Annotated in this window: 17 protein-coding genes and 1 tRNA gene; 13 read left to right on the top strand and 5 right to left on the bottom strand. The window is 40.8% G+C overall.

Translation table 11 applies throughout. The features are described 5' to 3' along the window. Positions 1-43 precede the first annotated feature (43 nt). From HY817_04810 to dnaB, 4 genes are all read left to right on the top strand, one after another. The gene (locus HY817_04810; protein ID MBI4836551.1) at positions 44-2,218 is read left to right on the top strand and encodes an S-layer homology domain-containing protein; all 2,175 of its coding nucleotides are present in this window, start codon (positions 44-46) and stop codon (positions 2,216-2,218) included. Between the two features lie 151 nt (positions 2,219-2,369). Next, positions 2,370-2,780 (top strand): ribonuclease HI family protein, encoded by a 411-nt coding sequence (locus HY817_04805; GenBank protein ID MBI4836550.1) that lies wholly within the window; start codon positions 2,370-2,372, stop codon positions 2,778-2,780. Positions 2,781-2,825: 45 nt separating this feature from the next. Then, a complete protein-coding gene (gene dnaX / locus HY817_04800) occupies positions 2,826-4,310 on the top strand; it encodes a DNA polymerase III subunit gamma/tau (GenBank protein ID MBI4836549.1) in 1,485 nt (494 codons plus the stop codon). Between the two features lie 14 nt (positions 4,311-4,324). Then, positions 4,325-5,689: a replicative DNA helicase gene (gene dnaB / locus HY817_04795; protein MBI4836548.1), complete on the top strand. Its 1,365-nt coding sequence runs from the start codon at positions 4,325-4,327 to the stop codon at positions 5,687-5,689. 113 nt (positions 5,690-5,802) lie between these two features. Here dnaB and HY817_04790 read toward each other — a convergent pair whose 3' ends face one another. After that, the gene (locus tag HY817_04790; protein ID MBI4836547.1) at positions 5,803-11,415 is read right to left on the bottom strand and encodes a DUF11 domain-containing protein; all 5,613 of its coding nucleotides are present in this window, start codon (positions 11,413-11,415) and stop codon (positions 5,803-5,805) included. Between the two features lie 473 nt (positions 11,416-11,888). Between HY817_04790 and HY817_04785 the strand changes: the two genes are divergently transcribed. The 8 genes from HY817_04785 to HY817_04750 all read left to right on the top strand — a co-directional run bounded on the left by HY817_04785 (position 11,889) and on the right by HY817_04750 (position 20,900). Then, positions 11,889-12,326, top strand: coding sequence for a transcriptional repressor (locus HY817_04785; GenBank protein ID MBI4836546.1), 438 nt, complete (start codon positions 11,889-11,891; stop codon positions 12,324-12,326). A gap of 18 nt (positions 12,327-12,344) precedes the next feature. Beyond that, positions 12,345-13,751 (top strand): UDP-N-acetylmuramate--L-alanine ligase, encoded by a 1,407-nt coding sequence (gene murC, locus HY817_04780; protein MBI4836545.1) that lies wholly within the window; start codon positions 12,345-12,347, stop codon positions 13,749-13,751. Continuing rightward, on the top strand, positions 13,744-14,943 hold the full coding sequence (locus tag HY817_04775; protein MBI4836544.1) for a class I SAM-dependent methyltransferase: 1,200 nt from the start codon (positions 13,744-13,746) through the stop codon (positions 14,941-14,943). Before murC ends, HY817_04775 begins: the two co-directional genes overlap by 8 nt. Further along, positions 14,936-15,982, top strand: coding sequence for a tRNA-dihydrouridine synthase (locus tag HY817_04770; protein ID MBI4836543.1), 1,047 nt, complete (start codon positions 14,936-14,938; stop codon positions 15,980-15,982). The genes HY817_04775 and HY817_04770 overlap by 8 nt, the downstream gene beginning before the upstream one ends. A 213-nt stretch (positions 15,983-16,195) precedes the next feature. Further along, a complete protein-coding gene (locus HY817_04765) occupies positions 16,196-17,650 on the top strand; it encodes a PKD domain-containing protein (protein MBI4836542.1) in 1,455 nt (484 codons plus the stop codon). 9 nt (positions 17,651-17,659) lie between these two features. Next, complete coding sequence (locus HY817_04760) at positions 17,660-20,023, top strand: DUF1704 domain-containing protein (GenBank protein ID MBI4836541.1); 2,364 nt, start codon at positions 17,660-17,662, stop codon at positions 20,021-20,023. A 14-nt stretch (positions 20,024-20,037) separates the two neighbouring features. Next, complete coding sequence (locus tag HY817_04755) at positions 20,038-20,703, top strand: hypothetical protein (protein MBI4836540.1); 666 nt, start codon at positions 20,038-20,040, stop codon at positions 20,701-20,703. 120 nt (positions 20,704-20,823) lie between these two features. Beyond that, positions 20,824-20,900, top strand: a tRNA-Val gene (locus HY817_04750). 97 nt (positions 20,901-20,997) lie between these two features. On the opposite strand, the gene pgl is transcribed toward HY817_04750, so the two are convergent. Genes pgl through clpP form a run of 4 tightly spaced genes read right to left on the bottom strand, consistent with a single transcriptional unit; the run spans position 20,998 to position 25,139 of the window. Beyond that, entirely contained in the window at positions 20,998-21,681 is a 684-nt protein-coding gene (gene pgl / locus HY817_04745; GenBank protein ID MBI4836539.1) for a 6-phosphogluconolactonase, read from the bottom strand. Then, positions 21,665-23,104, bottom strand: coding sequence for a glucose-6-phosphate dehydrogenase (gene zwf, locus HY817_04740; GenBank protein MBI4836538.1), 1,440 nt, complete (start codon positions 23,102-23,104; stop codon positions 21,665-21,667). The genes pgl and zwf overlap by 17 nt, the downstream gene beginning before the upstream one ends. Before the next feature lie 11 nt (positions 23,105-23,115). Then, complete coding sequence (gene gndA / locus HY817_04735) at positions 23,116-24,537, bottom strand: NADP-dependent phosphogluconate dehydrogenase (protein MBI4836537.1); 1,422 nt, start codon at positions 24,535-24,537, stop codon at positions 23,116-23,118. Positions 24,538-24,539: 2 nt separating this feature from the next. Then, positions 24,540-25,139, bottom strand: coding sequence for an ATP-dependent Clp endopeptidase proteolytic subunit ClpP (gene clpP, locus HY817_04730; GenBank protein MBI4836536.1), 600 nt, complete (start codon positions 25,137-25,139; stop codon positions 24,540-24,542). Positions 25,140-25,242: 103 nt separating this feature from the next. Here clpP and HY817_04725 point away from each other — a divergent pair, with 103 nt between their 5' ends. After that, positions 25,243-25,926, top strand: a complete 684-nt coding sequence (locus tag HY817_04725; protein ID MBI4836535.1) for a hypothetical protein — start codon at positions 25,243-25,245, stop codon at positions 25,924-25,926. Positions 25,927-26,127 lie beyond the last annotated feature (201 nt).

Raw genomic sequence — 26,127 nt, 5'->3', positions numbered from 1 at the left:
GCCATTCTTTTTGATGGTAGTGGTAAACTTTGTTATAAAGTTTATGTATTTACCCATGCTCATGAATGTCTATCGCTCTTGGCCCAAGATCGTATCAGCATTTTTAATTGGCATTGTAGCTGTAAATTTTACACCGTTTGCTCAAGCTAATTATCAAGATGTTACTAATAATGATTGGTTTTATCCTTACACTCAACAATTAGTTGGTGCTGGCATTATCGCCACTAATCCAAACTTTTTTCCTCATCGCTACATCACTAGAGCAGAGTTGGCCAAGATGGCTACTAAGGCGGCTGAATATCAGCATGTTCTCAATATAGCACCAGCAAACAATACTTTTTGCGATGTTGCTATCTCTCACTGGGCAAATATTTTCATTCAAACTCTTTTTGCTCGTGGCGCTGTCCAAGGTCACACTGCCAGCTGCCAGCAAGGAAAAGTGTTTTATCCGGAGAATTATGTCACTAGAGCCGAGGCACTAAAAATATTGCTAGGTGTCTATCGCATTTCCGTTTCAGGCAATGGTTCAGCTTTTAGTGATATACCGACAAACAGCTGGTATGCACCTTATGTTAGCACTGCAGCTAGCATGAATTTAATTAATAGCAGTGGCAATTTTCGACCACATGACAACTTGACCCGAGCAGAAATGAGCAAAATTATTGTCAGGCTTTCTGAATATATCACTGCACATCCAGACGTAACCAATCCCCCAAGTTCCTCATCAAGCCCTACCAGCACGGCAACATCCAGCCCGACACCCACGATAGTAGTACCATCGGTACCTAGCTCCACCACTACTTCAGCCCGATACAATATTGGTACACCTACAGTACAAGATCTCTGGGTAGACAGTCGTAATGGCAATAATGAAAATGATGGCTCTCGTAATCAGCCAAAAGCAACTATTGCTGGCGCCTGGCGCGAGATACCTGAAGGGAGAGCATTAAGTATTACTGGGTATCGCATCAATGTACTCTCCGATGACAACAATACTGATGCAATTTGGCTAGAAAATCGGATTGGCACTGGCCAATTCCCTATTATTATTCAATCCGCTACCAGTGAAAAACGCCTTGTCCCACCGTTAAATATTTTCAATAGCAAGTATGTGTATGTACTTGGTATCAAAACAGTCGGCAATGGTGGCGATTTATTTCACTGTGAAAAATGTGATTATCTATTATTAAGGGACTCAATCATCGAAGGCAGAAACCGTGGTCCCCAAGAAGCGGTTAAGATCAATCAATCTCAACATGTTTATTTAGAGAACAACGACATTTCTGGTGCTCATGATAATGCAATAGACCTAGTGGCTGTGCAATATGGCCACATCTCTGGCAATAAAGTACATGATGCTGAAGATTGGTGTGCTTATACCAAAGGTGGTTCGGCTTATTTCGTAGTAGAAGGAAATGAATTCTACGATTGTGGCACCGGAGGCTTTACGGCTGGCCAAGGTACTGGAATTGAGTATATGACACCGCCTTGGGTGCATTATGAGGCGTATGATATTAAAGTTTACAACAATGTTATTCATGACACTGAAGGTGCTGGTTTAGGAGTCAATGGTGGCTTCAATATTTTGCTGGCCTACAACACACTCTATCGTGTCGGCTCTCGCAGTCATGGTATCGAGGTAGTATTTGGCGGCCACACTTGTGATGGAGAAACAGCTGGTTGCAATAGAACTTTGGCGGCTGGTGGTTGGGGAAGTCTCTCTGAAGAAGTATTTATTGGCAATAAAAATGTCTATATTTACAATAATATTTTGTATAACCCTGCAGGTTATCAAAGCCAATGGCAGCACTTTGCTATTTATGAACCGCGAAATAATCCTACTAGTAGCCAAGGTCCTCGTACTGCGGTCACTGATGACAATTTACAAATCAAAGGCAATATTATTTGGAATGGACCAAGTGATTTATCCTTAGGGCTAGAAGCTTGCCAAAATAATCACCCCACTTGTAGCGAAACCCAGATCAAGAATGACAATAGTATCAACACTGTACAACCGCAATTTACCAATGCAAGCGGTTTAAATTTCACTCTATCAGCTAGCAGTAATGTTAAAACCACCAGAACGTTTTCTATCCCTAGCTTTACTTGGACCAGTATACCAGCCAATAACATTCCTCAAGGTACTCTAAGCAATGCTGTGACCAAGAGAAAAGATGGTAGCACTCGGGGTGGCAACGATCATGCTGGAGCTTACTAAAAAACACGACATTTCTCGTCAAAAAGCTCTATAGAAAAGGATAAATCAAGATTCGATTGCAGTGAAAAATCGTTTCCCTGTTTCGTCGAGAGAAAGTCATTGCGATTTTTAATCAGCATCAGTATACACAGTAAGAGAGAATACTTTTCGCATGATTTTTGCTCTTTATACTGACGGTGGTGCCCGAGGCAATCCAGGACCAGCTGCCTGGGGATTTGTGATTTATCAAAATCGAAACCTGATAGCACAAGGCAGTGGTTATCTAGGTCACACTACCAATAATGTGGCTGAATATACTGCTTGTGTTGAGGGCCTGCGCCATATCAAAAACACCTGGGGATTAGGTCACACCATTCATTGCTACGCTGATAGTCAATTACTCATTGAGCAATTAAATGGCCGCTACAAAGTGAAAGCCGCTCATCTAAAACCGTTAATAGAAACAATTCATGCCCTGACCTTTGAGCAAACAGTAACTTTTGATCATATCCGCCGAGAAAAAAATACCGAAGCCGACAAATTAGTAAATATCACATTAGACAAACAACCACCTACTCCTTAATCCTTCCCCCTCATTCGTAATTTGTAATCCGTAATTTGTAATTCCATGGGCCACACTGTCTTCTACCGTAAATATCGACCAGATAATTTTGCCCATTTAATTGGTCAAGAAGCTGTGGCTGAAACAGTATTGCAAGCCTTAAAAGAAAAAAGTGTCAGTCATGCATATTTACTTTGTGGCCCTCGAGGCACCGGGAAAACTACCATCGCTAGGTTGTTGGCCAAAGGAGTAAACTGCACCAATCTCAATGCCAATGGTGAGGCCTGTACCACATGCGCCAATTGCCTAGCCATTAAAGATGGCTCTTTTCCTGACATTATTGAAATTGATGCTGCTTCCAATCGCAGCATTGACGATATTAGAGAACTCAAAGACAAAGTTCATTTTATGCCCCTGCAAGGGATCAAAAAGGTTTACATTATTGATGAAGTGCATATGCTTACCAAAGAAGCATTTAATGCCCTGCTAAAGACTTTGGAAGAACCACCAGCTCATGTCCATTTTATTTTGGCCACTACAGAAAGACACAAAGTACCCGCCACTATTGTCTCTCGCACCCAAAATTTCACCCTCAAGCCACTAAGTGAAGATAAAATTATTGAATTGCTGAAAAGAGTGATTGCAGCAGAACATATTGAGGCTGAAGATCAGGCCTTAAAAATGATTGCTCAAGCTAGTGAAGGCGGCCTCAGAGATGCTCTTACTCTTTTAGAGCAATGTGTTTTAGCTAAAAAAGTTTCCACTCAGCACGTTATCAATCAACTAGGTTTTGTTCATACCGAAGTAATAGAAAAATTTGTCGCTTTATGGCAGACCGCTGATGCTACTACCAAACTAGCCTACCTGCGCGAACTTTATGAACAAGGTATCTTAGTCGATCAATTCGTTAAACAAGCTCTGCTTTATATTAGAGACGCTATGCATCAAGACATTAACAATCAAGCTGCAAGAGCTTGGTACATTAAAGCCTTGGAAGCTTTGTTAGATTGTGAAAAGAAGTTGAATATTTCTCCTTTACCAATATTAGCACTAGAACTGGCATATTTGAGCCTAGAGGGAATTACGAATTACGAATCCGGTGGTGAGCTAGTCGAATCCATACGAATTACGAATGAGGAGACGACCGACAAAGAAAGTGTGACAGGTGTTCAAGCTCCTCAAGCCATAAATACTCACCCAACTCAGAATTCAGAATTCAGAATTCAGAATTCTGTAAGCTTGGTTGTAGACAGTACCCTCCAATCAAAATGGCAATTCGCCACCAAAAGTTTATCCCCTACCTTACGTTTAGCCCTGCGCAATAGTGACATTGTCAAAGAAAATGGCCGCTTTGTAATTTATATCAATTCTAATTTTGAACTGGCCAAAGTGAATACCAATGCCGGTATTCAAATTGTGCGAGAATTGATCGCTACCAATATTGGTGAAAGTCTTGACGTGGAATTGAAAGTGAAGGAAGATCAACCCCAGGCAGCTGAAATCCTTACCAAAGTACAAGCCATTTTTGGTGGACAAACAACTACTGCCTAGTATTTGTAGCATCTATGAGTGAATTTTTGCCCCCTCAAAGTCATGAAGCTGAGCAATGCGTACTTGGCTCACTATTAATCGATAAAGAAGCTTTTATTCAAGTTTCTGATTTTATTGGCGTGGATGATTTCTATGAAGAGCGCCATGGTGAGATTTATCGTGCGATCTTGGACCTTTTCCAACGCTATCAACCAATCGATGTCTTGACTGTATCGAATATTTTAGAAGAAAAGAATCAATTGGAAGGCATCGGTGGTAGTGACTATCTGATTGAGCTAACCCAAGTAGTACCTACGGCTAGTCATGTCTATCACTATGCTCAAATAGTTAAGCAAAAATCCACCTTAAGAAAGTTAATCATTGCTGGCCAGCAAATCTCTGCCTTGGGCTACGACGAAAAAACCGACACCAGAGAAGTATTAGAGCAAGCAGAAAAGACTCTTTTTGGTGTATCGCAAACTTTTGTAAAAAGTAAATTTGTCCATATCAAAGATGTTCTGGATCAATCTTATGAACGTATTGCTGAGCTCCATGCTCAAAAAGAAGAGCACGGTATCGCTTTTCGAGGTATTCGCACCGGCTTTCATGATTTAGACAAAATGCTCTCAGGTCTGCAATCATCAGATCTCGTGATCTTGGCCGCTCGTCCCGCTATGGGAAAAACTTCTTTTGCTTTGAATATAGCGGAAAATGTTGCTCGTCATGGCAAAAAGAGTGTCGGTATATTCTCACTAGAAATGTCTAAAGATCAATTAGTTGAGCGCATGTTCTGTTCTATTATGGCCTTGGATTCTTGGAAATTACGTACCGGCCAATTGACTGATCAAGATTTGCAAAATATTGGTGTGGTGATGCAAGAGCTCAACAATATTAATATTTTTATCGATGACGCTCCTGACTGTAGTGTTATCGACTTACGTACTAAAGCACGTCGTTTACAACAGGAATTTGGTCTAGATTTACTAATCATTGATTACTTACAGTTGATGAATGGTAGCAGTGTAGCTATGAATAATAATCAAGTACAAAAGATCTCAGAGATTTCCCGTTCACTAAAACTTTTGGCCAGAGAATTACAAATTCCCATCATCGCCTTATCTCAACTTTCTCGTGCCGTAGAAGGAAGAACCGAAAAAATACCCCAATTATCTGATCTGCGCGACTCTGGATCCATCGAACAAGATGCTGATATCGTCCTCTTCATTTACCGTGACGATGTCTACAACCCTGAAGCATCCACAAAGCCAGGAACAGCAGACATTATTATCGCCAAACATCGTGCCGGTCCCACAGGAAAAGTAGAACTAGGCTTCAAAAAAGAACAGGTTCTCTTCGTCAACCTAGACCATCAACATCAGCCACCGGGAGGAATGCAGTAGTAGAGCTAAGAGCGCAGAGCTGAGAGCTAAGAGAGTAAATGAAAAAAGGTTTCCAGGCGGCATGCCTTGGAAACCTTTTCATTCCTGTCATCTTAGCTCTTCGCTCTCAGCTCTTAGCTCTTCTCTATCTTTCTTCTCCACATCCACCACATACTCATTAGTCCTCCTGTTCCTACCATCGGTGGTATTCCGGCTTCTAATGGTCCTGTTTTTGGTAATTGGATAGGAATATTCACTGGTGGCACATAAGGAGCTGGTGGAGGTGGTGGCAATGGTGCTGCTGTTTGCACTACTGCTTCACTTCTACAATCTCTAGCTCGTAATGGTTCTTCAAAAGCTTCAGTAAAGTTTACCAGCACACGTTCATCGACAGTACCTAATAAGGTTGTACCTTGGTATAGACCTGCAGTGTTAGTAACAAATCCGCCCAGGTTTAGAAGACATACTGCATCCACATCTACTCCCGGAGCTTCTCCTGCTGTTTGGGTGCTAGTATCTTGGATTCTAATATATCTTGCCCAAGTGATATCGGCATCGCCAATGTCGAAACAGCCACTATTGCTTTGGTTTCTACCTACACGCTCAAAGTCTCGGCTTCTAGTGGTTTGCGATACTTCCACGGTATATCTTTCATCTGCTCTATCGGTATCTTCTGATTGATCAAGCTCTCGAATACAGAAGTCATTACCATCACCATCGACAATCAACTTGGTTGCTCCGCTTCTGCGTGATGCTACATCGAGTATGATCTCACCATCTGCCCCCAATGATACATATTCGTCATCCGGTGCAGCCAAAGCATCTTCGGCATCGCTATGAGTACCAGTGCTGGTCACATCATCATTTCTCACACGTTCAGGATAAAATTGATCATCATCCTGCTCTGCATCTTCATCTAAACGATAGTTTCTTAATGGGAAATCATCTTCTACGATAGATACTGTATAGTTGATTGTTTGACTACCATCGGCTGCTACTGACATACCAGTTATTTCTACTTCATCATCACTAACTGCTGTAGTATTCACCGTGCCTGCTGTTGTCGTTACATTTCTCAAATCTTCTTCGGCATTAGGAATACTATCTTGTACGCTCAAGTTTAAAGCCTGAGTATCTCCAGTATTTCTTACTGTTACTCGATAGTTCACTGCATCACCTAGCTCAAAGACAGTTGGATCATCACTACCACCATCATCATTCACAGCTACTTTGGTAATGCCTAGTAGCGCCCCACTTGGGATCGCTGCTGGTACTACGATATCTACTGAGTCATCGGTACTAGTGACATTTGAGCCATCAGCCAATGCTGTATTACGACATTCCGTGCTGGTAGCAATATCTGATCTGATCACGGCAGTAAATGCTACCGCTGTACTAGATCCAGCTGTTAATGATCCTATAGTCCAAGTAATGGTATTAGTTCCATTATTCTTCACACCACTATTTAGTGCAGTGACATTAGCAAAGCTCGCCACACAATCTGGAATCAAATTATTGTCTAAATCAGCATCATCCAAGTCATCGGTAATTACTAAATCATTAGCAGTAGATGAGCCATTATTGGCGATCAACAAGGTGTACGTTACCGTGCTACCAGGAGTTGGTGCAGTCGAACTAACACTCTTGCTCAAAGTTATGCCAGGGACCACCACACGGGCACAAGCGCTATCTGTATCTGTAGCTACCAATGCTGCTGTCACACTTATTGCATTACACAGTTGCGTCGTTGCTGTAACATTAGGGACATTTACGCCATTGAGCCTAATTCTGAGCAAGCTACCTGCTCCTAACGTAGTTACTCCCGTAGTGATCACGCCACTACCATTCATGGTACAAGTGCTACCATATGTGATACCAGTATGGCTTGCTGTAGTAGAAATACTACCAGAGCCGGTAGTGTAGCTACATTGGAAAGTGCTAGTGTTAAGTGCTGTTGGTAAAGTATCAGTTACCGCTAGATTGGTAAGGCTAGCACCTGTACCAGCATTGGCCACATCAATGTAATACGTCACACTTTGACCTACTGGTGCAGTGGGCCAAGTGCTGCTGGTAGTACCACTATTGAAGCTACTTTCTGCCGCTCCTCCAATACTTACTGACTTAAATACATCTAGAGCAGGATCATAAACACGGACACAAGCTTGATCACTTAGCAATGTTATTCCTGAAGCAGTAGCCGTAGCAGTATTACAGATAAAGTTATTATTGATCGCGTGATTAGCATTAATGCTATAACCTGTTACCAAGATATGAACAGTTTCACCATCTGCCAGAGTAATACGATGATCGCCACTACTATTTTCATCAAATTCACCGCTACTACTATCATAACGACAACCGCTGATCGCCGTATCGCCAGCAATTGAGGTATCCGTAGCAGTAGTATTAATCCAACACGTTACGGCTCTGCTCGTTAATGCCAATGTTGCTGGGAAAGTATCCGTAATCAGCACACCAGTTGAAGAGCCACTATTATTAGTAAAGTGAATGAGATAATTCACCGCATCTCCTCGAGCACTATCTCGCGCTCCCGTACCAGTATTGTCGGCATTGGTATAGCTCGTTGAACTACCTATGGCGACTTGTTTCTCCAGTGTACTACCGGCACAAGGCACCACCCCAATATCATCAGCTTGATGATCTGCATCTACTGAACCACTTTGGCTAGCAGCAGTTTGATTATCATCGGTAATGAATCCATCTCCTACAAACACTTCATTTTCTATATCACAAGCAGCTCCCTCAAGACCAGTATTCACTGTTGCAGTCACTAGGATAGTTATTACTTCAGTAGGATTTAAGCTACCAAAATCGGTAGTATTGATAATATCATTGTCAGTACCAGAACAGTCATTACCATCATCTATCGGGTCTCCATCTGCATTTTCAGTAGCCCATTCACAAGTAGCAAGAGTCAGAGAAGTGCTCAAAGGATCACTCAATGAACCAGTACCAAAGTACAAAACACCATTTCCCGTATTCTCAGCCGTAATTACATAGCTGACAGTATCTCCTGGAGCAACTGTAGTATCGCCACTAGTGAGTTGCTTTGTTAACGAATAATTAGGCCGGCTGATAAAGGCACTTGCTGAGAATTCTGAAGTAGAGCCTAAACACGACAATACACTTTCCGTAGGCACATCACTGAAGGTATCAGTAACATACTGACAAATATTTTCGAGACCATCATCTCCATCCGTAGCCCAAATACCACCACTTCCCGTAGTACCAACACCAGGGACACCTGCTTCTTGAGCAGAGATATCGGTTGGCACACTGGCAGCAATGATATTAGCATCACAAGCAATGTTATCAGTATCAGTACCAGCATCCCAACATCTGGTAACACTTTCTATCAATTCATCAGTATTATTGGTAACTGCAGTGCTAGTTGCTACCACCAAGCCACCAATGAAAGGTTCTACACCATAATTACCTGAATTTGTAAAACTAGCAGGATTAATAGTCCACTTTCCTTCATAGTCAGCATCGGCATCTGCTTCTACATAGGCATTTCCTAAGAAACGGAAGCCTTGACCATGGCCATATGGATGATCAGTAGCATCTTCATCAATATCATCTTCACTATAATCAACATCACAGCCACTGCGAAGCGCCTCAGCAGAACGATCACTGCCAGTCAAATCAGTACAATCAACTGCGAATAATTCCACTAACGTACCTTCTGGTGCCGTACCTGTGATACTACTCATAGTTGACGCTGGACCATCAATAATTGGTGCATTAATCAAGCGATTAGCACCAGCATCTGGGTCTTCTCCTGAATCAGTGGCATCATTTTCAGTAATATTAAAATCTATATCAGTATTAGTCTGAATTGGTTCCCAAGTAGGAGTGTTATCGGCATCTTCACAACCAAATCTAGTGGTAATAGTAGCCTCATCGAGATGAGCAAAAAGATATGCCCAATAACTAGGTCGGTAATCACCGCCTTGGACAGAAGCACCGGTAATTTCATCTGCAGCCCCAGACCAGATAGCCGTAGCATAATCTTCTAGATCGATACCAATACCATAGCTACCTGAACCGGTAGCAGTTTGATCACCTAGGTTAGCATCATTAGCGAAAATAGTATTTTGAATGATGGTATTGGCCTGGCTTTGTACTCTTGCCACACCATCATCATTAGATCCTAAAATGTTAGGCAAATTATGTGCTAATTCAGCAGAGCCTAAAGTTGTGTTACACGCCAATGTTTGGATATAAATACCATTTCGTTGATTATAACCAATTGCATTATTATAAATGGCATTTGAATTAGATGGGCCAAGAAAGTTCTGGACAACATCTTCATCAATAGTAGACACAGCATTAAGTGGGAAAAGATCGAGTACACTATCCGGTCGTTCAGCAAGCAAGGTATCTTCATCACGACAGAAGTATTCTTGGTCACCCATAGCATCAAAATAGCGGATACCAATACCATCACAAGCATTTGATGCTCGTTCAAAGGCACTGGGTGCCATATCAGTTTCGGCAACACTAATGTCTAACAATTCATTACCATCTACAGGCAAAGGAAAGGTATCATTAATACCATTAGCATCAATTAACTCGCTATTTGGTGTGACGCCAATGAAATTATCATAAATAATAATACCCAAAGTTTCTAATAGAGTAATACCATCTCCGACATGATCAAAATCGGAATCTTCTTCTATATCGGTAAAACCATTATTGACGATTATATTACGCTTAATTTCACCGCCTAAAGTAAGACGAGCAGCAATACCAGAATAATGATTACCAGGGAAATCCGCATCCTCCGGCTCTAGCGTAGTAGCGGCCCCATCGAAAGTACCAATGAGGTTATTGTAAATATTAGCAGCAACATAGTATTGCTCAATTACCTCTGAATCATCCTTGTTATAACCATATACACCCTCCAAACGAATGCCATCATTACCACTACCCACAATAATGTTGCCGTAAATATTCACATTAGTAATAATATCAATTGCTGTGGTGATACAAATACCATGCAATGTATTAGCTTCAATAGTAGCACGGTCTCTAGTTCCTATTAAGTTATCATGGATAGAAAGACCGCTAGCACCAGATGCCTGGATAGCATTTCCTTCTGCATTGACAAACGCCAACTGTGCAAGCTCTACATTGTCCACCATTATATCTACTAATGGAGCATGGGGCGCATTGAGAGTTGACCCATCGGTGGGAGAAATAACTGAACAATCAGCTTGTGTTGCTGAAACAAATGCTGCGTCAGGAGTCAGTACTACAGATGGCAAATTGTCATCTCCCATATTACCAATAATATGAAGATCCTCGACAGCAATAGTAATACTATCCATCAAAGATATTTCTTCAATATCAGTATCAAATAAAATATAAATTGGATCAACATTAGTACCACCGCGTTCATCCTCTGCTAACTGCACCGCATCGCGCAACGAACAATCCCCATCATTCGTTGGTGTCGTGCTGGTTTCTAAATTACAGTCTATTGCCACGCCAGCAGGTATATCACTAGTAGCATCATCAACTACAATATAATTATCTGCTACTCCAAACAAAGCTGGATCAGGCGCATCAGCAAAAATATTGCGCAAATCTTTCGGAATTGGCAACAATGCCATCACGATCAATACAGCTGCGAAAGCCGCTAACACCTTGTGATTGTTCCAACGATGAGTAACTCGGTTAGGAACAAGTTTGGAGAGATATTGAAGCACGCGGGGAGACATGTCTTTTTGTGTTAATTTTTTAGTTTTCAAGTAATTGTAACAGAAATGGCCAGTAGATAGCAAGCGTTGTAATCGACAGTATCATCAACTACTGTAGTACTAAACAGTTGCGTGCTTTTGGCACTCAATCAATAAAGCCTGACAGATAGGCGTGGTTAACACCTCTCGCTTTAACTGTCGTACCGGACCCAGATCCGGTACCCAGCAGGGACAATAGTGCTATGGAGTAACTTGTAGTTTAAGGGAAAATCTGTCCCTGCTGGATACCAAATCCAGTTTGGTATGACAATGAGGATAGGGTTGCTGACCTGGCTAATTTGTCATCTTTCATCGCCTTGATTCGTCTTAACCTAGCTTCACTCTTTTGAGCCCTAATTCAAATTCTAGATTTTAGCTTCTAGATTCCCTCTGCGTTGAATCCCCAACCATTCAGTGCTAGGCTACTTTTTGCGAGTAATATTCATTCGCCGATTATGGAAGGAGCACTAAAGATGCTGAATGACAAGAAAGTGCCAGTCACTGTTCAGCGCAGAATAATTTTAGAAGAGCTGGCCAATAGAAATGACCATCCCACTGCTGAGGAAATTTTCCACACCTTACGACGAAAGATGCGTAAACTTAGCTTAGCCACGGTATATCGAACTTTGGAGACACTGGCCCAGCACCATCTAATCATGGAGCATCACCAGGGCAAAAATGCTAGCCGCTATGAGGTCATGAAAGGAACTCATTATCATGTCATCTGCTTACGGTGTAATAAAATGGAAGATGTCTTTGGTATCACCATCGAAGGATTAGAGCAAGAAATTGCCAAGATCACTTCATATCGTATTGAAAAACACCGTCTGGATGTTTATGGTTTATGTCCTTCTTGCCGAGTGAGTCAAATTCCTATTCATCAAGAAGCCTAGCTTTATTTATAGCTACCTATGACTAGCCCTTTATTACAAGCACAGCATATTCACTTTATTGGCATCAAAGGTTGGGGCATGACTGCACTGGCCCAAATTTTAAAAAGCTTAGGCAAACATATTACTGGCTCGGATGTTAATGAAAAGTTCTTAACCGATGCTATTTTGGCAGCATTGGCCATTCCAGTAGTAGAAAGTTTTCACCCTGATAATATCCCACCAGAAACTGAAGTAATTATTGCCTCTGCTGCTTGGGGAGAAGACAATCCGGAAATCAAAGCGGCCCGAGCTCGTGGTATTGCCTTTTATCATTATCCACAGGCATTGGGAGAAATATCGCAACTTAAAAAAAGTATTGGTGTAGCAGGAACGCATGGGAAAACCACAACAACCGCACTATTAGCCTTAGCTCTAGCTGATTTAGGAAAAGATCCTTTAGCTATCGTTGGCTCACAAGTTCCCCAGTTTAATAATATGAATGCCCGTTCAGGAAAAGGCGAATACTTTGTGGCTGAGACATGCGAATATCGAAGACATTTCCTAAATTTTCATCCCTTTGGCTTGATTATCACCAATATCGAAGAAGATCATCTCGATTACTTTCACGATCTATCTGATATTATTTCTGCATTTAAGGAGTATGTCACCCGACTGCCGGATAATGGCATATTAGTAGCATGCATCGATAGTCCTGCAGTCAAAACCTTGCTGTCAGAATTAAGCAGTAATCCTAGAAAAGTTCTTACCTATGGAGAAAGCCCTGAAGCAGATATTAGAATGGTTAATTACACAGTGGGAAATGAATTGCAAAGCTTTCAAGTACAGATTGGTGATCAATTGCATGCATTTGAAATGCTGATACCTGGGAAACACAACTGTCTCAATGCTACTAGTGTGATCGCAATGTGCTATGGCTTATTTTATGCTGAAAAACAAGATCAATTATTTAGTACGCTTCAACAAACAATTAAAAATTTTGCTTCTACCACTCGCCGCCTGCAACGCTTAGGTAACTATGGGAAAGCCCTAGTATATGATGACTTTGGCCATCATCCGACAGAAATAAAAGCCACTTTAAATGCTTTGAAAGCGTTCTATCCCGAAAGAAAGTTGATAGTGAGCTTTATGCCACATACGTATAGTCGTACCCAGGCTTTATTAGAAGACTTTGCCCAAGCATTTTCTGATGCTGACGAAGTAATCATTCATGATATCTACGCATCTGCACGAGAAAAACCGATTCCAGGAGTCACTGGAGACAACCTCGCCAAACGTATTGGCAACTATCATCCCCAAGTAAAATTCTTGACACCAGGTGAGACAGAGCAATACATTGTTTCTCAGAAAGATCAAGATGCTTTATTTTTAACTATTGGAGCTGGTGATAATTGGAAAATCAGCCACTCCCTCATGAATTATGACTAGAGCCTTTCACATCATAGATAGCATTTTCAAACAAATAAAATCTACTTCTTTTGAGGTACAATATTGGGACTATCAGAGAATTCGTTATGGGAATGACACACCGGCTTTCACTATCATTTTCCATAACTCCCGTGTCTTAGACGATATTATTAAACATGTTAGCTTGGGCTTTGGCGAAGGTTATATGCATGGTGATATTGATGTCGAAGGAGATTGGGAGCAGCTTACTCGTTTACGCTTTGCTCCAGAGATAGCACGTATTCGTCCTAGTTTAAAAACGCTAGCTCAGATAGTGCTCCTGAGAATCAGCTACAAAAACAACATTGCTCAAGCCAAAAAGAATATCAGCTTTCATTATGATCTCAGTAATGAGTTTTATGAAGCGTGGTTAGATAAGAAAATGGTTTACTCTTGTGCGTATTTCAAAGACGCTAATAATAGTATTGAACAAGCCCAAGATGACAAGTTGGAATATATTTGTCGCAAATTACTGCTCAAACCAGGACAAACTTTACTCGACATTGGCTGTGGCTGGGGTGCTTTGGTTATGTATGCAGTACAAAAGTATGGTGTCAAAGCTCATGGCATCACCTTGAGTAGAAATCAACTGGAGAAAGCAAAAGCTCGGATTGCCGAAGCAGGTCTAGAGAAAGACATTACCTTGGAGCTGATTGATTATCGAGAATTAGCCAAAAGAGGTGACACTTTTGACCGGATAGTTAGTATTGGCATGATGGAACATGTGGGCAAGGATAATATTGCAGCCTACATGCGCGCTACTGACAAGTTATTAAAGCCACTTGGCGTCGGATTATTGCACACTATTGGCAAATTAAAGAGCAGTGCTATCGATGATTGGATGAATAAGTACATTTTCCCTGGAGCCTACTTACCTGAGCCAGGAGAGCTAATTAATGGCTTACGTGATGTAAAGCTAGAAGTGTACCATTTAGAAAACTTGCAACAGCATTATGCGCTCACTTTGAGAGCTTGGTGGCAAAGATTTGAAGCAAAACAGGCAGAATTGAAAGACATGGTAAGCCCTGAAGTGCTTCGCGCTTATCGTCTCTACTTGACTGGCTGTATTTCAACCTTTACTCATGGTGGTATTAGCTTGTACCAAGTAAGCTTCTGTAAAGGACAATTAGGCCAAATCCCAATTCCACTCACCAACGCTCATTTGCATGCATAGAGGTTTTTGGGATCAGCTACCTGAACCAATCTTGGGCCTTTCTCCCATGGATGGTGTCACGGATGCTGCATTTCGCTTTATAGTCGCGCAATGCGGCAAACCAGATTTGCTGATTACTGAATTTGTCTCGGTTGAAGGCATGAATGTTGGGAATCCAGAAAAGGTGTTTTTGCCTTTTCTTTATGATGAAATAGAAAGACCTATAGTTGCCCAAGTGTTTGGTACTAATATAGATGCCTTCTATCAAGCAGCCATTATGGTCCATCATATGGGCTTCGATGGCATTGATATCAATATGGGTTGCCCGGCAAAAAACGTTTCTGCTAAGGGTGCTGGAGCTGGATTAATTCGCACTCCAGACTTAGCTAGAGAAATTATTCGTGCCGTGAAACAAGGAGCACATGATGCTCATCAAGGCAAAACAATTGAGGATTTGAAGATTCCTCAACGTACTAAAGACTTTTTGGCTAAAACCTATAGCAAACATAGAGCCACTCAACTTTTGCCGGTATCAGTAAAAACTCGCATTGGCTATGATGAAATAGTAGTAGAAAAATGGGTGGAGAATTTGCTATTAGAGACACCTGCTAATATTTCTCTCCATGGACGAACCTTGATGCAAATGTATAGCGGCACAGCTGATTGGCAAGCCATTGCTCGCGCTGCCAAAATTATTAAGGCCACTACCACCAGTGTTTTAGGTAATGGCGACATCAAAGACCTATCTATGGCCAAGGATCACATCACCAACTTTGGTGTCGATGGGGTATTAATTGGTCGAGCAACTTTTGGCAATCCTTGGTTTTTTAGTCAGAAAGAAGTACACATTAGCCAACGCTTACAGACTGCTATTCAACATGCTTACAAATACGAAGAAATTTACGGCACGACATTTTTCCATCCGATGAGAAAACATTTGGCATGGTATACGCATGGATTTGAGGGGGCGAAGGAGTTAAGAGTGCAGTTGATTAAGAGTAATAGTGCCCACGAAGTGGAGGAGATACTAAGAAGGCATTTACAGGAAGGTGGGAATTGAGGGGCGAGATCATAAAGACGAAGACGAACACCAAGACCAAGACAGGAGCTTATTGTAAGCATTCCACTCGTCTTCGTGTTTGTCTTAGTCTTTGTCTTTATGATCTTGTCCCTCCTATAATCTCGTTTCCTCCTGTAATTCCCAGTCCCTCATTTTTTATTTTTTATTTGTTATTTTTAATTCTATGCTACACTCTGGGCGCTATAAAATCTTATGAAGAAGTTTTTATTAGGGGTAGTAGTAGCATGTATGCTTTTTATCCCGACCACTTTTGCCATGACGGTTATTGGTCCGGAAGTTGTTAGTGGGGCCATTATTGATAGTAGTGACACGGTGGAATTAAATAAAAACATTCTCTTTGATGCAAGCCGTTCCCAAATACGAGTCTCAAATACTAGTGAATTCCTCTGGGATTTCGGCGACAAATCGGGGGGAAGTGGGAAAGAAATTATTCATACCTACAATAAACCAGGCATTTATACTGTACAGCTTACAGTTAACAATGGTGACCAAGATTTGGTTGCCAAAAAAAATATCTTTGTTTATGAACGCTCGCAGACAATATTGGTTGATAGCGCACACAATACACCGGAGATAGCGCAACTAGCTGATCAATTGCGGCTAAAAAATATATTAACCAATATTATCCAGCTCGACACATCCCTGAGTAATAGTGAAAGAAACGCCATTCAACGCAGCATTTTTATATTTGTCTTAGCGAATACTGGCGATTTAATTCGTTCTCAATTACGAGAAACATTGCGAGACAAAATTATCATCCTCATTGCCGATGGCAATCTCAGTACTTTAGAAAGATTAAGTAAAAATAGCTTTAGTAGCATCGGTGCCAATAAAATTATTCTAGCAAGTAAAGCAGCTCTGCTGCCCGAGACACCAACGGGCATATCTCTCTTGGAAGCTAAAAATAGCGCTGAATTAACCGGCATTCTTACCAATGATAAGATCACCTTTAGAGAAGTAGAAACTCAAGAAAACATTGGTATCAAAAATTTCATGCTTGGCATCATTAATTACCTACGCCAAAAAGGAGTACCCGATAGTAGCTTATTTCTATTACTTTGCATTCCCTTTATCGTCACCATCATTAGCTTTTTCCGCCAATTCATCGGTATTGCTACTTTGGGTATCTATACCCCGACAATATTTACTATTGCTTTCTTAGTAATTGGCGGCGCAGTGGGCAGTATCACTTTTGTAATTATCGCTTTGGCAAGCATCCTTTTGCGAAGGATTATGCGTAATATGCGTATCATGTATGTACCGAAAATGGCTATTATGTTAATTGGTATCACAGTGATCATGATCGCTCTCTTTGTCATTGCCACTTTTTTCGATTATCACGGTTTTATCACTATCGATATTTTGCCTCTAATTTTGTTAATGATTATGGCTGAACGCTTTGTTAGCTTAGAGCTAGAGCGTGGCTTGCGTAGCGCTAGTTTATTGTTCTTAGAAACCATTGTCGTTAGTCTCGCCGCCTACTTTATTCTCGATTCTCAGAAAAATACTATTTTAGCTTATCCAGAAGTAACCTGGTTAATGATTCCCATCAATTATTTGATTGGAAAATGGACCGGTTTGCGTGTTTCTGAAGTATTACGCTTTAGAGATTTGATTGATAGCGTGGAACAAGACACTGAAGAATAAAATGTCATTATGAAGTGGTCTACTGGTATTCTCGGCATCAATGCCCGAAACATTCTGTACATCAAGCCTTTCAATAAAAAAAAGGCGATTCGTTTAGCAGACAATAAATTAGAATCAAAACAATTCTTTTATCAGCACAAAATTCCCACAGCCACAGTATATAAAGTTATTCATAACAAAAAAGAATTAGAAACATTCCAATTCGATGAAATTGCTGCCAAAAGTTTTGTAATTAAACCTAATCGTGGTTTTGGCGGAGAAGGAATTAAAATTGTTACTGACAAGAAGAGTATCAGCCCCCAAAAAGCACGCGAACTAAAAAATCATATTGCTAATATTTTGGATGGTAACTTTTCCCTAACCAATGCTCCCGACATTGCTATTTTAGAGCAACGTATCATTTGTCATCCTGACTTGTCCACTTTCAGCTATCAAGGCCTGCCTGATATTCGAGTTATTGTCCATAATCTCATTCCTGTAATGGCTATGATTCGTTTTCCTACCAAAGAATCTGATGGCAAGGCAAATTATCATGCTGGTGGTGCTATTGCCGGTATAGATTTGGCTAGTGGGAAAATTACTCGGGTGGTAATTAGAGACAAATCGGTCAAATTACTCCCCTACTGCGATATCAGCCCTATTGGTTTCACCATACCGGCTTGGGATCAGATTCTGTTAATAGCTTCCCAAGCACAGCTTTATTCTAATATTGGCTATCTAGCTATTGATATAGTACTAAACAAAAAGGGCACTCCAATGGTATTAGAAATGAATGCTCGGGGGGGACTGAGTATCCAGGTAGCCAATAAAGCCAAGCTACGTGAACGCTTAGATAGAATACAGGGGCTAAAAGTGAAGACCCCTGAACGCGGTGTGCGCCTAGGAAAAGAAATATTTGGTAAACAACAGACCACAGAAATGATCGAGACTGAGATCGAGCATTTATCAGGAAAGGAAATATTAGGGAGCTTCGAGCCAGTGGCATTATTAGCCAAGAACGGCAAACAAGAGCGAACTATTGCTGTATTAGACACTAACAAAATCTACACCTCTATTGATCGTGCTTTAGCTATCCGCTTAGGGATAATCGATAAGGACTATGAGGCTAAGGAAAAGGTAGAGTTTTTTAGCCTAAAATTGCAATTGGGTAAAAGGAAAGTACGCACTTTTGTCACTATCAGAGATTATTCGGATCAGACGTATAAAGTAGCTATTGGTAGAAGAAATTTGCGCAAAGTATTTATTGATCCTTTCAAAGGTTTACCAGGACATTTCTTACAAGCACCAGCTCAAGTCTCTACCTCTTTTGAGCAAGAGAAAGAGGCCGATCAACTCCTAGGTGAGCTCTATAATAATTTAAGTTTCTTATATCATTTGCAGCCCATTAATTTAGCTGAAGAAAGAAAAAAATGGCTCGCTGATAGCACCTACTGTCCTCAATTTCATTATCAAAAGGTAAGTGAATTATATGAAAGTGCCTTGAAAGAGCTAGAGGCTATTCCTCAATTTGATTCAGATATTGGTATGCTGATCAAAAGCCGTGCAGAAGAAATTGCCCGACAAATACAGTTACTAAAAGCCATTGGGTCCAAAGAGTTTTTGGCTATTGCTCGAACCGTATTTCGTCCCTTAAGTAGTGAAGAGCTAGAAAGAGCACAAACTTATGTCCAAAATGTAGCCAAATTAAGTCGCGATGAAAAAGAAGTAGTACTGGATGCTGAGCATATTCAAGATGTTTTTCAGCAGATTTTGACCACTTACGGCATTACTGATTGGAAATGCAAAATAAGCGAGCATCAATTTGCTTCGATTCGTATTCGCAAAAACAATCAAATCGCTATCCCCAGAAACAAAGCCATTCCTCAGAATCGTTTGATCAGACTCATTGCCCATGAATTGTTAACTCATATCCTCAGCCGCCACAATGCCGAAAAGCAGCATTGGCATTTATATAGCTATGGCTTTCCCGGCTATATTTACACTCAAGAAGGCATAGCACTTTTCAATGAAGCACAATCGGTAAACATCCCTCATGAGCAATTGATCAGGAAATCAGCCCAAAATGCTCTACTACTTTATGAGGCAGATATGAGGACAGGGCAAGAGTTTAGCCAGCTCTTACTACGAGATAGAAAACCCAATGATGCTTGGCGAAGCTTCGTTCGTATCAAACGTGGCTTAGCGAATACAGCCGAAAAGGGTGGCTTAGGGAGAGAAAATGTGTACTTCTTGGGCTCATTACCTCTGATAGGAGCAAATGTTATTCCCCCCATCTTGTATGCTGGTAGAGTAGCAATTGAACACGTCAACGTTGCCAATAAGTATAATAGCCTGGAGACATTTGCCACTCCCCAATTTCCCATCATTATTTAATTTCTCTACAGCAAATGAATAATGCCATTGTTTTGTTTGCTCCACCGCCTTTGTTGGGTCAAGCTGGTACAGAATTGCTCGATCATTTTCCAGCTGATAAATGTTTGCTACTTTTTCACCGATATATTGAGGAAAGTGTCGCCTACTTTTCTCATCATGACAGCGACTTTTGGCTAACATGCACTGAACTTCATCAAGAGATGTTACTTTTGCAAAGTTTTCCCACAGTAGCTGGTATCCAGGTCGCCAATGGAGACATGACCAAGAGACTTACAGATTTAACTAATTATTTTCTCAATTACAAAGAATACCAATCTGTCACTTTTTTCCTTCAATCTTTTACCTTTTTGTTTACTGCAACCCAAGCCAAGTTGGCGCAAGCATTTAGGAGAACGTCTCGTAGTGTAGCCCTGCTTACTGACAATGATAGTGATCAACTGGCAGCCATTAGTGTCAGTTTTCCTTTTAGCGAGCTCTATCAGGATATTGTCTGGGAAAAAGAAAGCTTAGCACAACAAATTAAATCACATTGTAAAGACAGCGATATTCCTTGCCGTATTATCGATAGTAATGCACTGCTGATAAGCAATCCCCAAATAATTAATGGCGAATTACAAGAACAAATACAAAGCAATTATCCCCGACTAGGTAAACAATTGCAGGGGAAACCAAATTTATAACCAGAATAATTTACTTTTTAAGCCAAGCTATTTATATTGCCTGCACAGGAAATAGAGAAATTATCATGAGCACATAGCTCAGTTGGTAAAGTATGATATTAATCCCGCACACATCACAATGGGTTTGTAGCTCAGTTGGCTAGAGTGCCACATTGACATTGTGGAGGTCCCCGGTTCGAATCCGGGCAAACCCACCATTGCCATCTAATGCGGGATGAGTGACTCCGGTTTAAATCCGGACATGCTCACCATTCATAATATAAGACAGCTTCAACAAAATAGACTCACTTTCACCTATCCATTCTGCCAAAAGAGATGGATATTCTTGTGCTCATGGATGCACATAATCGGCAAGTCTTCCTTTTTAGCTTTTCCTTCAATAAAAGCATTAGTAATAGCAGACTTTTCTCTCCCATTTACTAAAATTAAGATAGTTTCACTGGCTAATAACGCTTTGGGCGTTAATGTCAGTCGGTCTCGGCCAGCAAAAACTTCTGTGCTGGTACTCGCCACCAACTGATCACTAGCTAAGGCCGGACTATGAGGAAAAAGTGAAGCTGTATGGCCATCTGGTCCTATACCTAAAATGGTTAAGTGAAAAAGTGGTTGTGGTAGCTTAGCTAGCATTTCCTCATATACTTGCATGCTGTTTTGCAGAGTTAGAGCAGTATCAAATAGATGATACCCACGAAATAACGTGGCATCTTTTAGGATGGTTTCTCGCAACATATTCGCATTAAGATCACTGCTCTCTGGAGGAACATAACGCTCATCTACTTGAAAAAGTTCCAGTCGATCAAAAGGAATGCTTTCCTTTGCTAAACTGTCATATACAGGCTTGGGTGTGCTCCCACCACTTAAGGCTAATCGGACAATAGTTTCATTAGCTAAACAATCTTGAATAGTTTGACAAATAAATTGTCGACTGGCCACTAGCCAATCGAAGTCCGAAGTGAAAGTACTAACCTGCATGGGCATACCAATTAAAGCCAAATGTCTCAGGCAATTCATTGGCCTCAGAGATTTCTGCAGCACCATCAGGATAAGTAATCAATGCTGAAGGTTTGGCATTCTTATAGGCAATTACCTCATCAATCAAATCCCAACAGGCAAGTACTTCCTGAAAACTAAGGAAAAACATTTTTCTGCCCTGAATCACATCCATCAGCAGTCGTGCATGTTCTGGTAAACAGTCATCACCAAAACAAGCCAAAGAATCACTGGTGGTTAGGGTACGATAAGCAGTATGCGTGCCTCCTACTTTATTGAGCAATTGAATCTCAATCTGCTCATGAGGTTGAATATTCAAAATTAAGCGGTTAGGCGGCAAATCAGCTTTCTGAAACGGCAGCTTTTTGAATTCGATCACTACTTCTGTACGCTTCTTGGCCATCTTTTTCCCAGTTCTGATAAAAATTGGCACATTGTACCAATGTACTTGATCGATAAAGAGGGTCATGGCAGCAAAGGTCTCAGTGGTTGAATTCTTTACTTGTTCAGCTTCTTGTCGATAAGAGGCGTATTGGCCAATGCACAAAGGATTTCTTATTTTATCAGCAAAGTGTAGTGAAGCGAGCACATTATTTTTTTCTCTTTGAAAACTAAGGGCACTTTCTTTTACTGGTATCGACATGGTTACCAAAGCTAATACCTGTAATAAATGTGATTGAATCATATCGCGAATAATACCCACTTCATCAAAGTAGCCCAAACGTTTTCCCACACCAATGTTTTCAAAGGCAGTAATTTGAATATTAGCAATCTCACTACCAGTCAGCATGTGATTAAGCATTCTATTGGCATACCTTAGGGACAAAATGCTTTGAATTGCTTCTTTTCCTAAATAATGATCAAGTAAATAAATTTCTGCCTCATTAAAATGTAGACTAATTTGATGAAACAAATGCCTAGCTGAAGTTGAATCGACACCTAATGGTTTTTCAATAATAATTTTTATTTCCTCATTTTTCTCTCTGATCACCGCCACATTTGCAGCTACAGTGTCAAAAACCGTGGGTGGAATAGCTAAATAAATTACTTTTTGCCACTGCTTATGATGATCATGTTTGATAATGACAGTCTTCAATCTCTCATATGCTACCGAATCACCATATTGCCCAGAAATATAGGTGACATGACTTACGATTTCCTCAAGCACAGCCTCATTAGTACCCTCTTTAAAGTGCTTCCTGACACTCTGAGCAAATAATTCACGAAATGCACTTTCTTCAAAATGAGAGCGGGCAAAGCCGATAATTATATACTCTTTGGGCAATCGCTTTTGTTCCGCCAAGCTATATATTGATGGGAAAATTTTTAACTGAGCCAAATCTCCTGATGCCCCGAAAATAATAAAGGCAAATGGCTTTTCAATTTTTCTCAAGTTCATACCTGTATTCATAATAGTAACTTTTATTCCCAGACTGTATGGAATATGCCTTCTTTATCTAATCTTTCATAGGTATGAGCACCAAAAAAGTCTCTTAGCCCCTGAATCAAATTAGCAGAACACTGTTCCTCAGTCATAGCCAGTAAATATTGGTAACTAGCTTGATATCCCATCAGAGGAACATGACAAACCATAGCCATGTTTAAATATTCGGGCCACAAAGACATGTATGGCAGTAATATTTCTTTTACTGCAGGTATCTCTAATAAGTGTTGCTCGGCAGAAATATTCTTGAGCCAATTACTAATATTAGTAAGCAATGTTGCTCGAATAATACAGCCACCTTGCCAAATCCGGATTACTTCAGACAAATCAATGTGCCAACTCTGTTCTTTTGCAGTGGTTGCAATCAAAGTTAAACCTTGAATATAACAAAGCACAATGCCACTAAAGAGCATATCCTCCAGCTGCTCATATGGTGGCAATTGAATGGAGTTATTTTTTCCAAACGGATATTGCTGAGCTAAACGCACGCGAATCGAGCGAAAAGAAGATATTTGGCGCGCTTCCACCGCAGTTACAATGCTTGGTACCGGAATCCCACGACTGAAGGCATCTTGCACTGTCCACTGGCCAGTACCCTTTTGCCCAGCTTGATCTTTGATTTTATCAATCAAAAAGCCATCTCCAAAATCATCTTTCTTGGCTAGTACTTGAGCTGTAATGTCAATCAGGTAGGAGTTCAGCTTCCCTTTTTGCCATTGAGCAAATAGCTGTGCGATTTGGTCAGGACTTAGTTGATACGCTTTGCGAAGCAATTGGTATGTCTCGGCAATCAATTCCATAATGGCATACTCTATCCCATTGTGAATCATTTTCACATAATGCCCACTTCCTGCTCCTCCAAACCAACCCAAGCAAGGACCATTAGTGAAATCTCTAGCAGTCGCTTTCTCGAGTAACTCTTTAAGTACCATGTCACTTGCCATTCCCTGTTGGCCCAATTCATTACCAATCCCAGCCATCATACTAGGTCCATGGAGAGCACCTTCTTCTCCTCCAGAAATTCCCATGCCAATATAATGAATACCTGCTTTTGCCAGCTGAGCTGTTCTTCTCTGCGTGTCGCTAAATAGTGAATTGCCACCATCGATAACAATATCTCCTGGTGCTAGCAGAGAAGTTAATGCTTCTAATACTGCATCGACCGGAGCACCAGCGGTCACCATCAAAAGTATTTTTCTTGGTTTCTCTAAACTAACCAAAAAATCTGCTAAATTAGCATGCCCTTGTAAGAATTCATTACCATGCTCTTGAAGAAGAGCATCTGTTTTTTCCGATGAACGATTATAAACACTGGTGACAATCCCCTTACTAGCAAAATTACGCGCTATATTTGCTCCCATTACCCCCAAACCAATAATACCAATTTGAGCCATTCGCATAATTACTTTTTAGTCCATTTAGTAGGCTTGATCATCTTATCCACTATGCCATATTTGATCGCCTCATCGGCAGTCATCCAATTGTCTCTATCAGTATCTTTATGAACTTGCTCTTCTGGTTTACCAGTGTGTAAAGAAAGAATCTGATCTAATTTTTTCTTAGTGCGAAGAATATGACGAGCAGCAATTTCAATATCACTAGCCTGCCCTTCAGCGCCACCCAATACTTGGTGAATCATCACCTCACTATTAGGCAAAATAAAACGTTTACCCTTCTCTCCAGCAGCCAGTAATACAGAGCCCATAGAAGCAGCCAAACCGATACAAACAGTACTCACAGGCGCCTTGATATGCTGCATGGTGTCATAGATCGCTAAGCCAGCAGAAACAGATCCACCAGGAGAATTGATATAAAACATAATATCCTTGGTAGAATCCTCTTTCTCCAAAAAGAGTAATTGGGCAATAATACTGTTAGCCACATCATCATTTACTCCAGAACCTAAGAAAACGATACGCTCTTTCAATAGACGAGAATAAATATCATAGCTACGTTCACCATGATGCGATTTTTCAATTACATAAGGGATAACAAATGACATACAAAATAATTAAGCAAAAAGAGTATAACAGACCATGCAAGCGATACAATAAATTGCCAATAAATATTGATCAGCGTATTATTTAGTCTTCAAAAAGTTCATCATGATCACCGTAGAAAGCCGAGAAGCATCATTGAGGTCCAGTTCTGTTCCACCACAACCGTTGATCAGGGACATCAGAACATCTCTCGCTACAGCTATTTTTATTAGGACGCCTCAACGGGAAGGAACGGTTGGTCATAGAATTGACGCTTTGAGTGAAGACGGCCTCAGGAGATGTGATGAAATAGCTAGATCGCTAGCGGATAGAGGTGAGGAGCTTGTTCGGGGGTATCGCAGCAACACCGAACGGAGTCGCGTCGCACTTGCTAGGGTAATGGCGGGTATACCACATGAGGAAGTAATTTTAGAGATACTAGAGCCGGTGTCAGCAAAAAGGTCACGACCTGATTTCAATAACACTGTTGATATTCGGATAAGAGAAATAGTAACTCGACTGCGAACTTTGCTCAGTGAAGTCCGCAATAAAAAAGATTCTCGTCGTTTATTAGACGTGTATATTCTTCATGGCTTTGTAATAGACGAACTATTTCGTAGACTAATAGAACCTAGCCAATTAAAAGTTCGCGAAAGTGCTGCTGACATTGTAGGAACTATTGTTCACCCTGGCAGTCTAGGTAAATTAGAAATATTCAGAGATGCTGAGGGTATACTGAGATTAGAATTTCATTACAAAAATCGCGCCCTAATAGCCACATTAGATACGCCAAGGGTAAGCATGCATTAATACTTATCCTAATCCTTCGATCGCATTTAAGGGATTAACAAAAAGACATCCTTACTTTTTAGGATAAGACTAACTATATTGTCAAAGGTGTTCGTTTGACATAGAGACGGTCATGTTTGATGAGGGAAAAAATACGTTCACAGAGCTTACGGATAATAATAACGATGACATGCCTGTAGGATTTGCCTTCAGCCCGTTTCT

This window comes from Candidatus Abawacabacteria bacterium (assembly GCA_016207805.1).
Taxonomy (GTDB): Bacteria; Patescibacteriota; Gracilibacteria; order RBG-16-42-10; family RBG-16-42-10; genus JACQZO01.
This window is presented reverse-complemented; position numbering and strand designations above follow the sequence as displayed.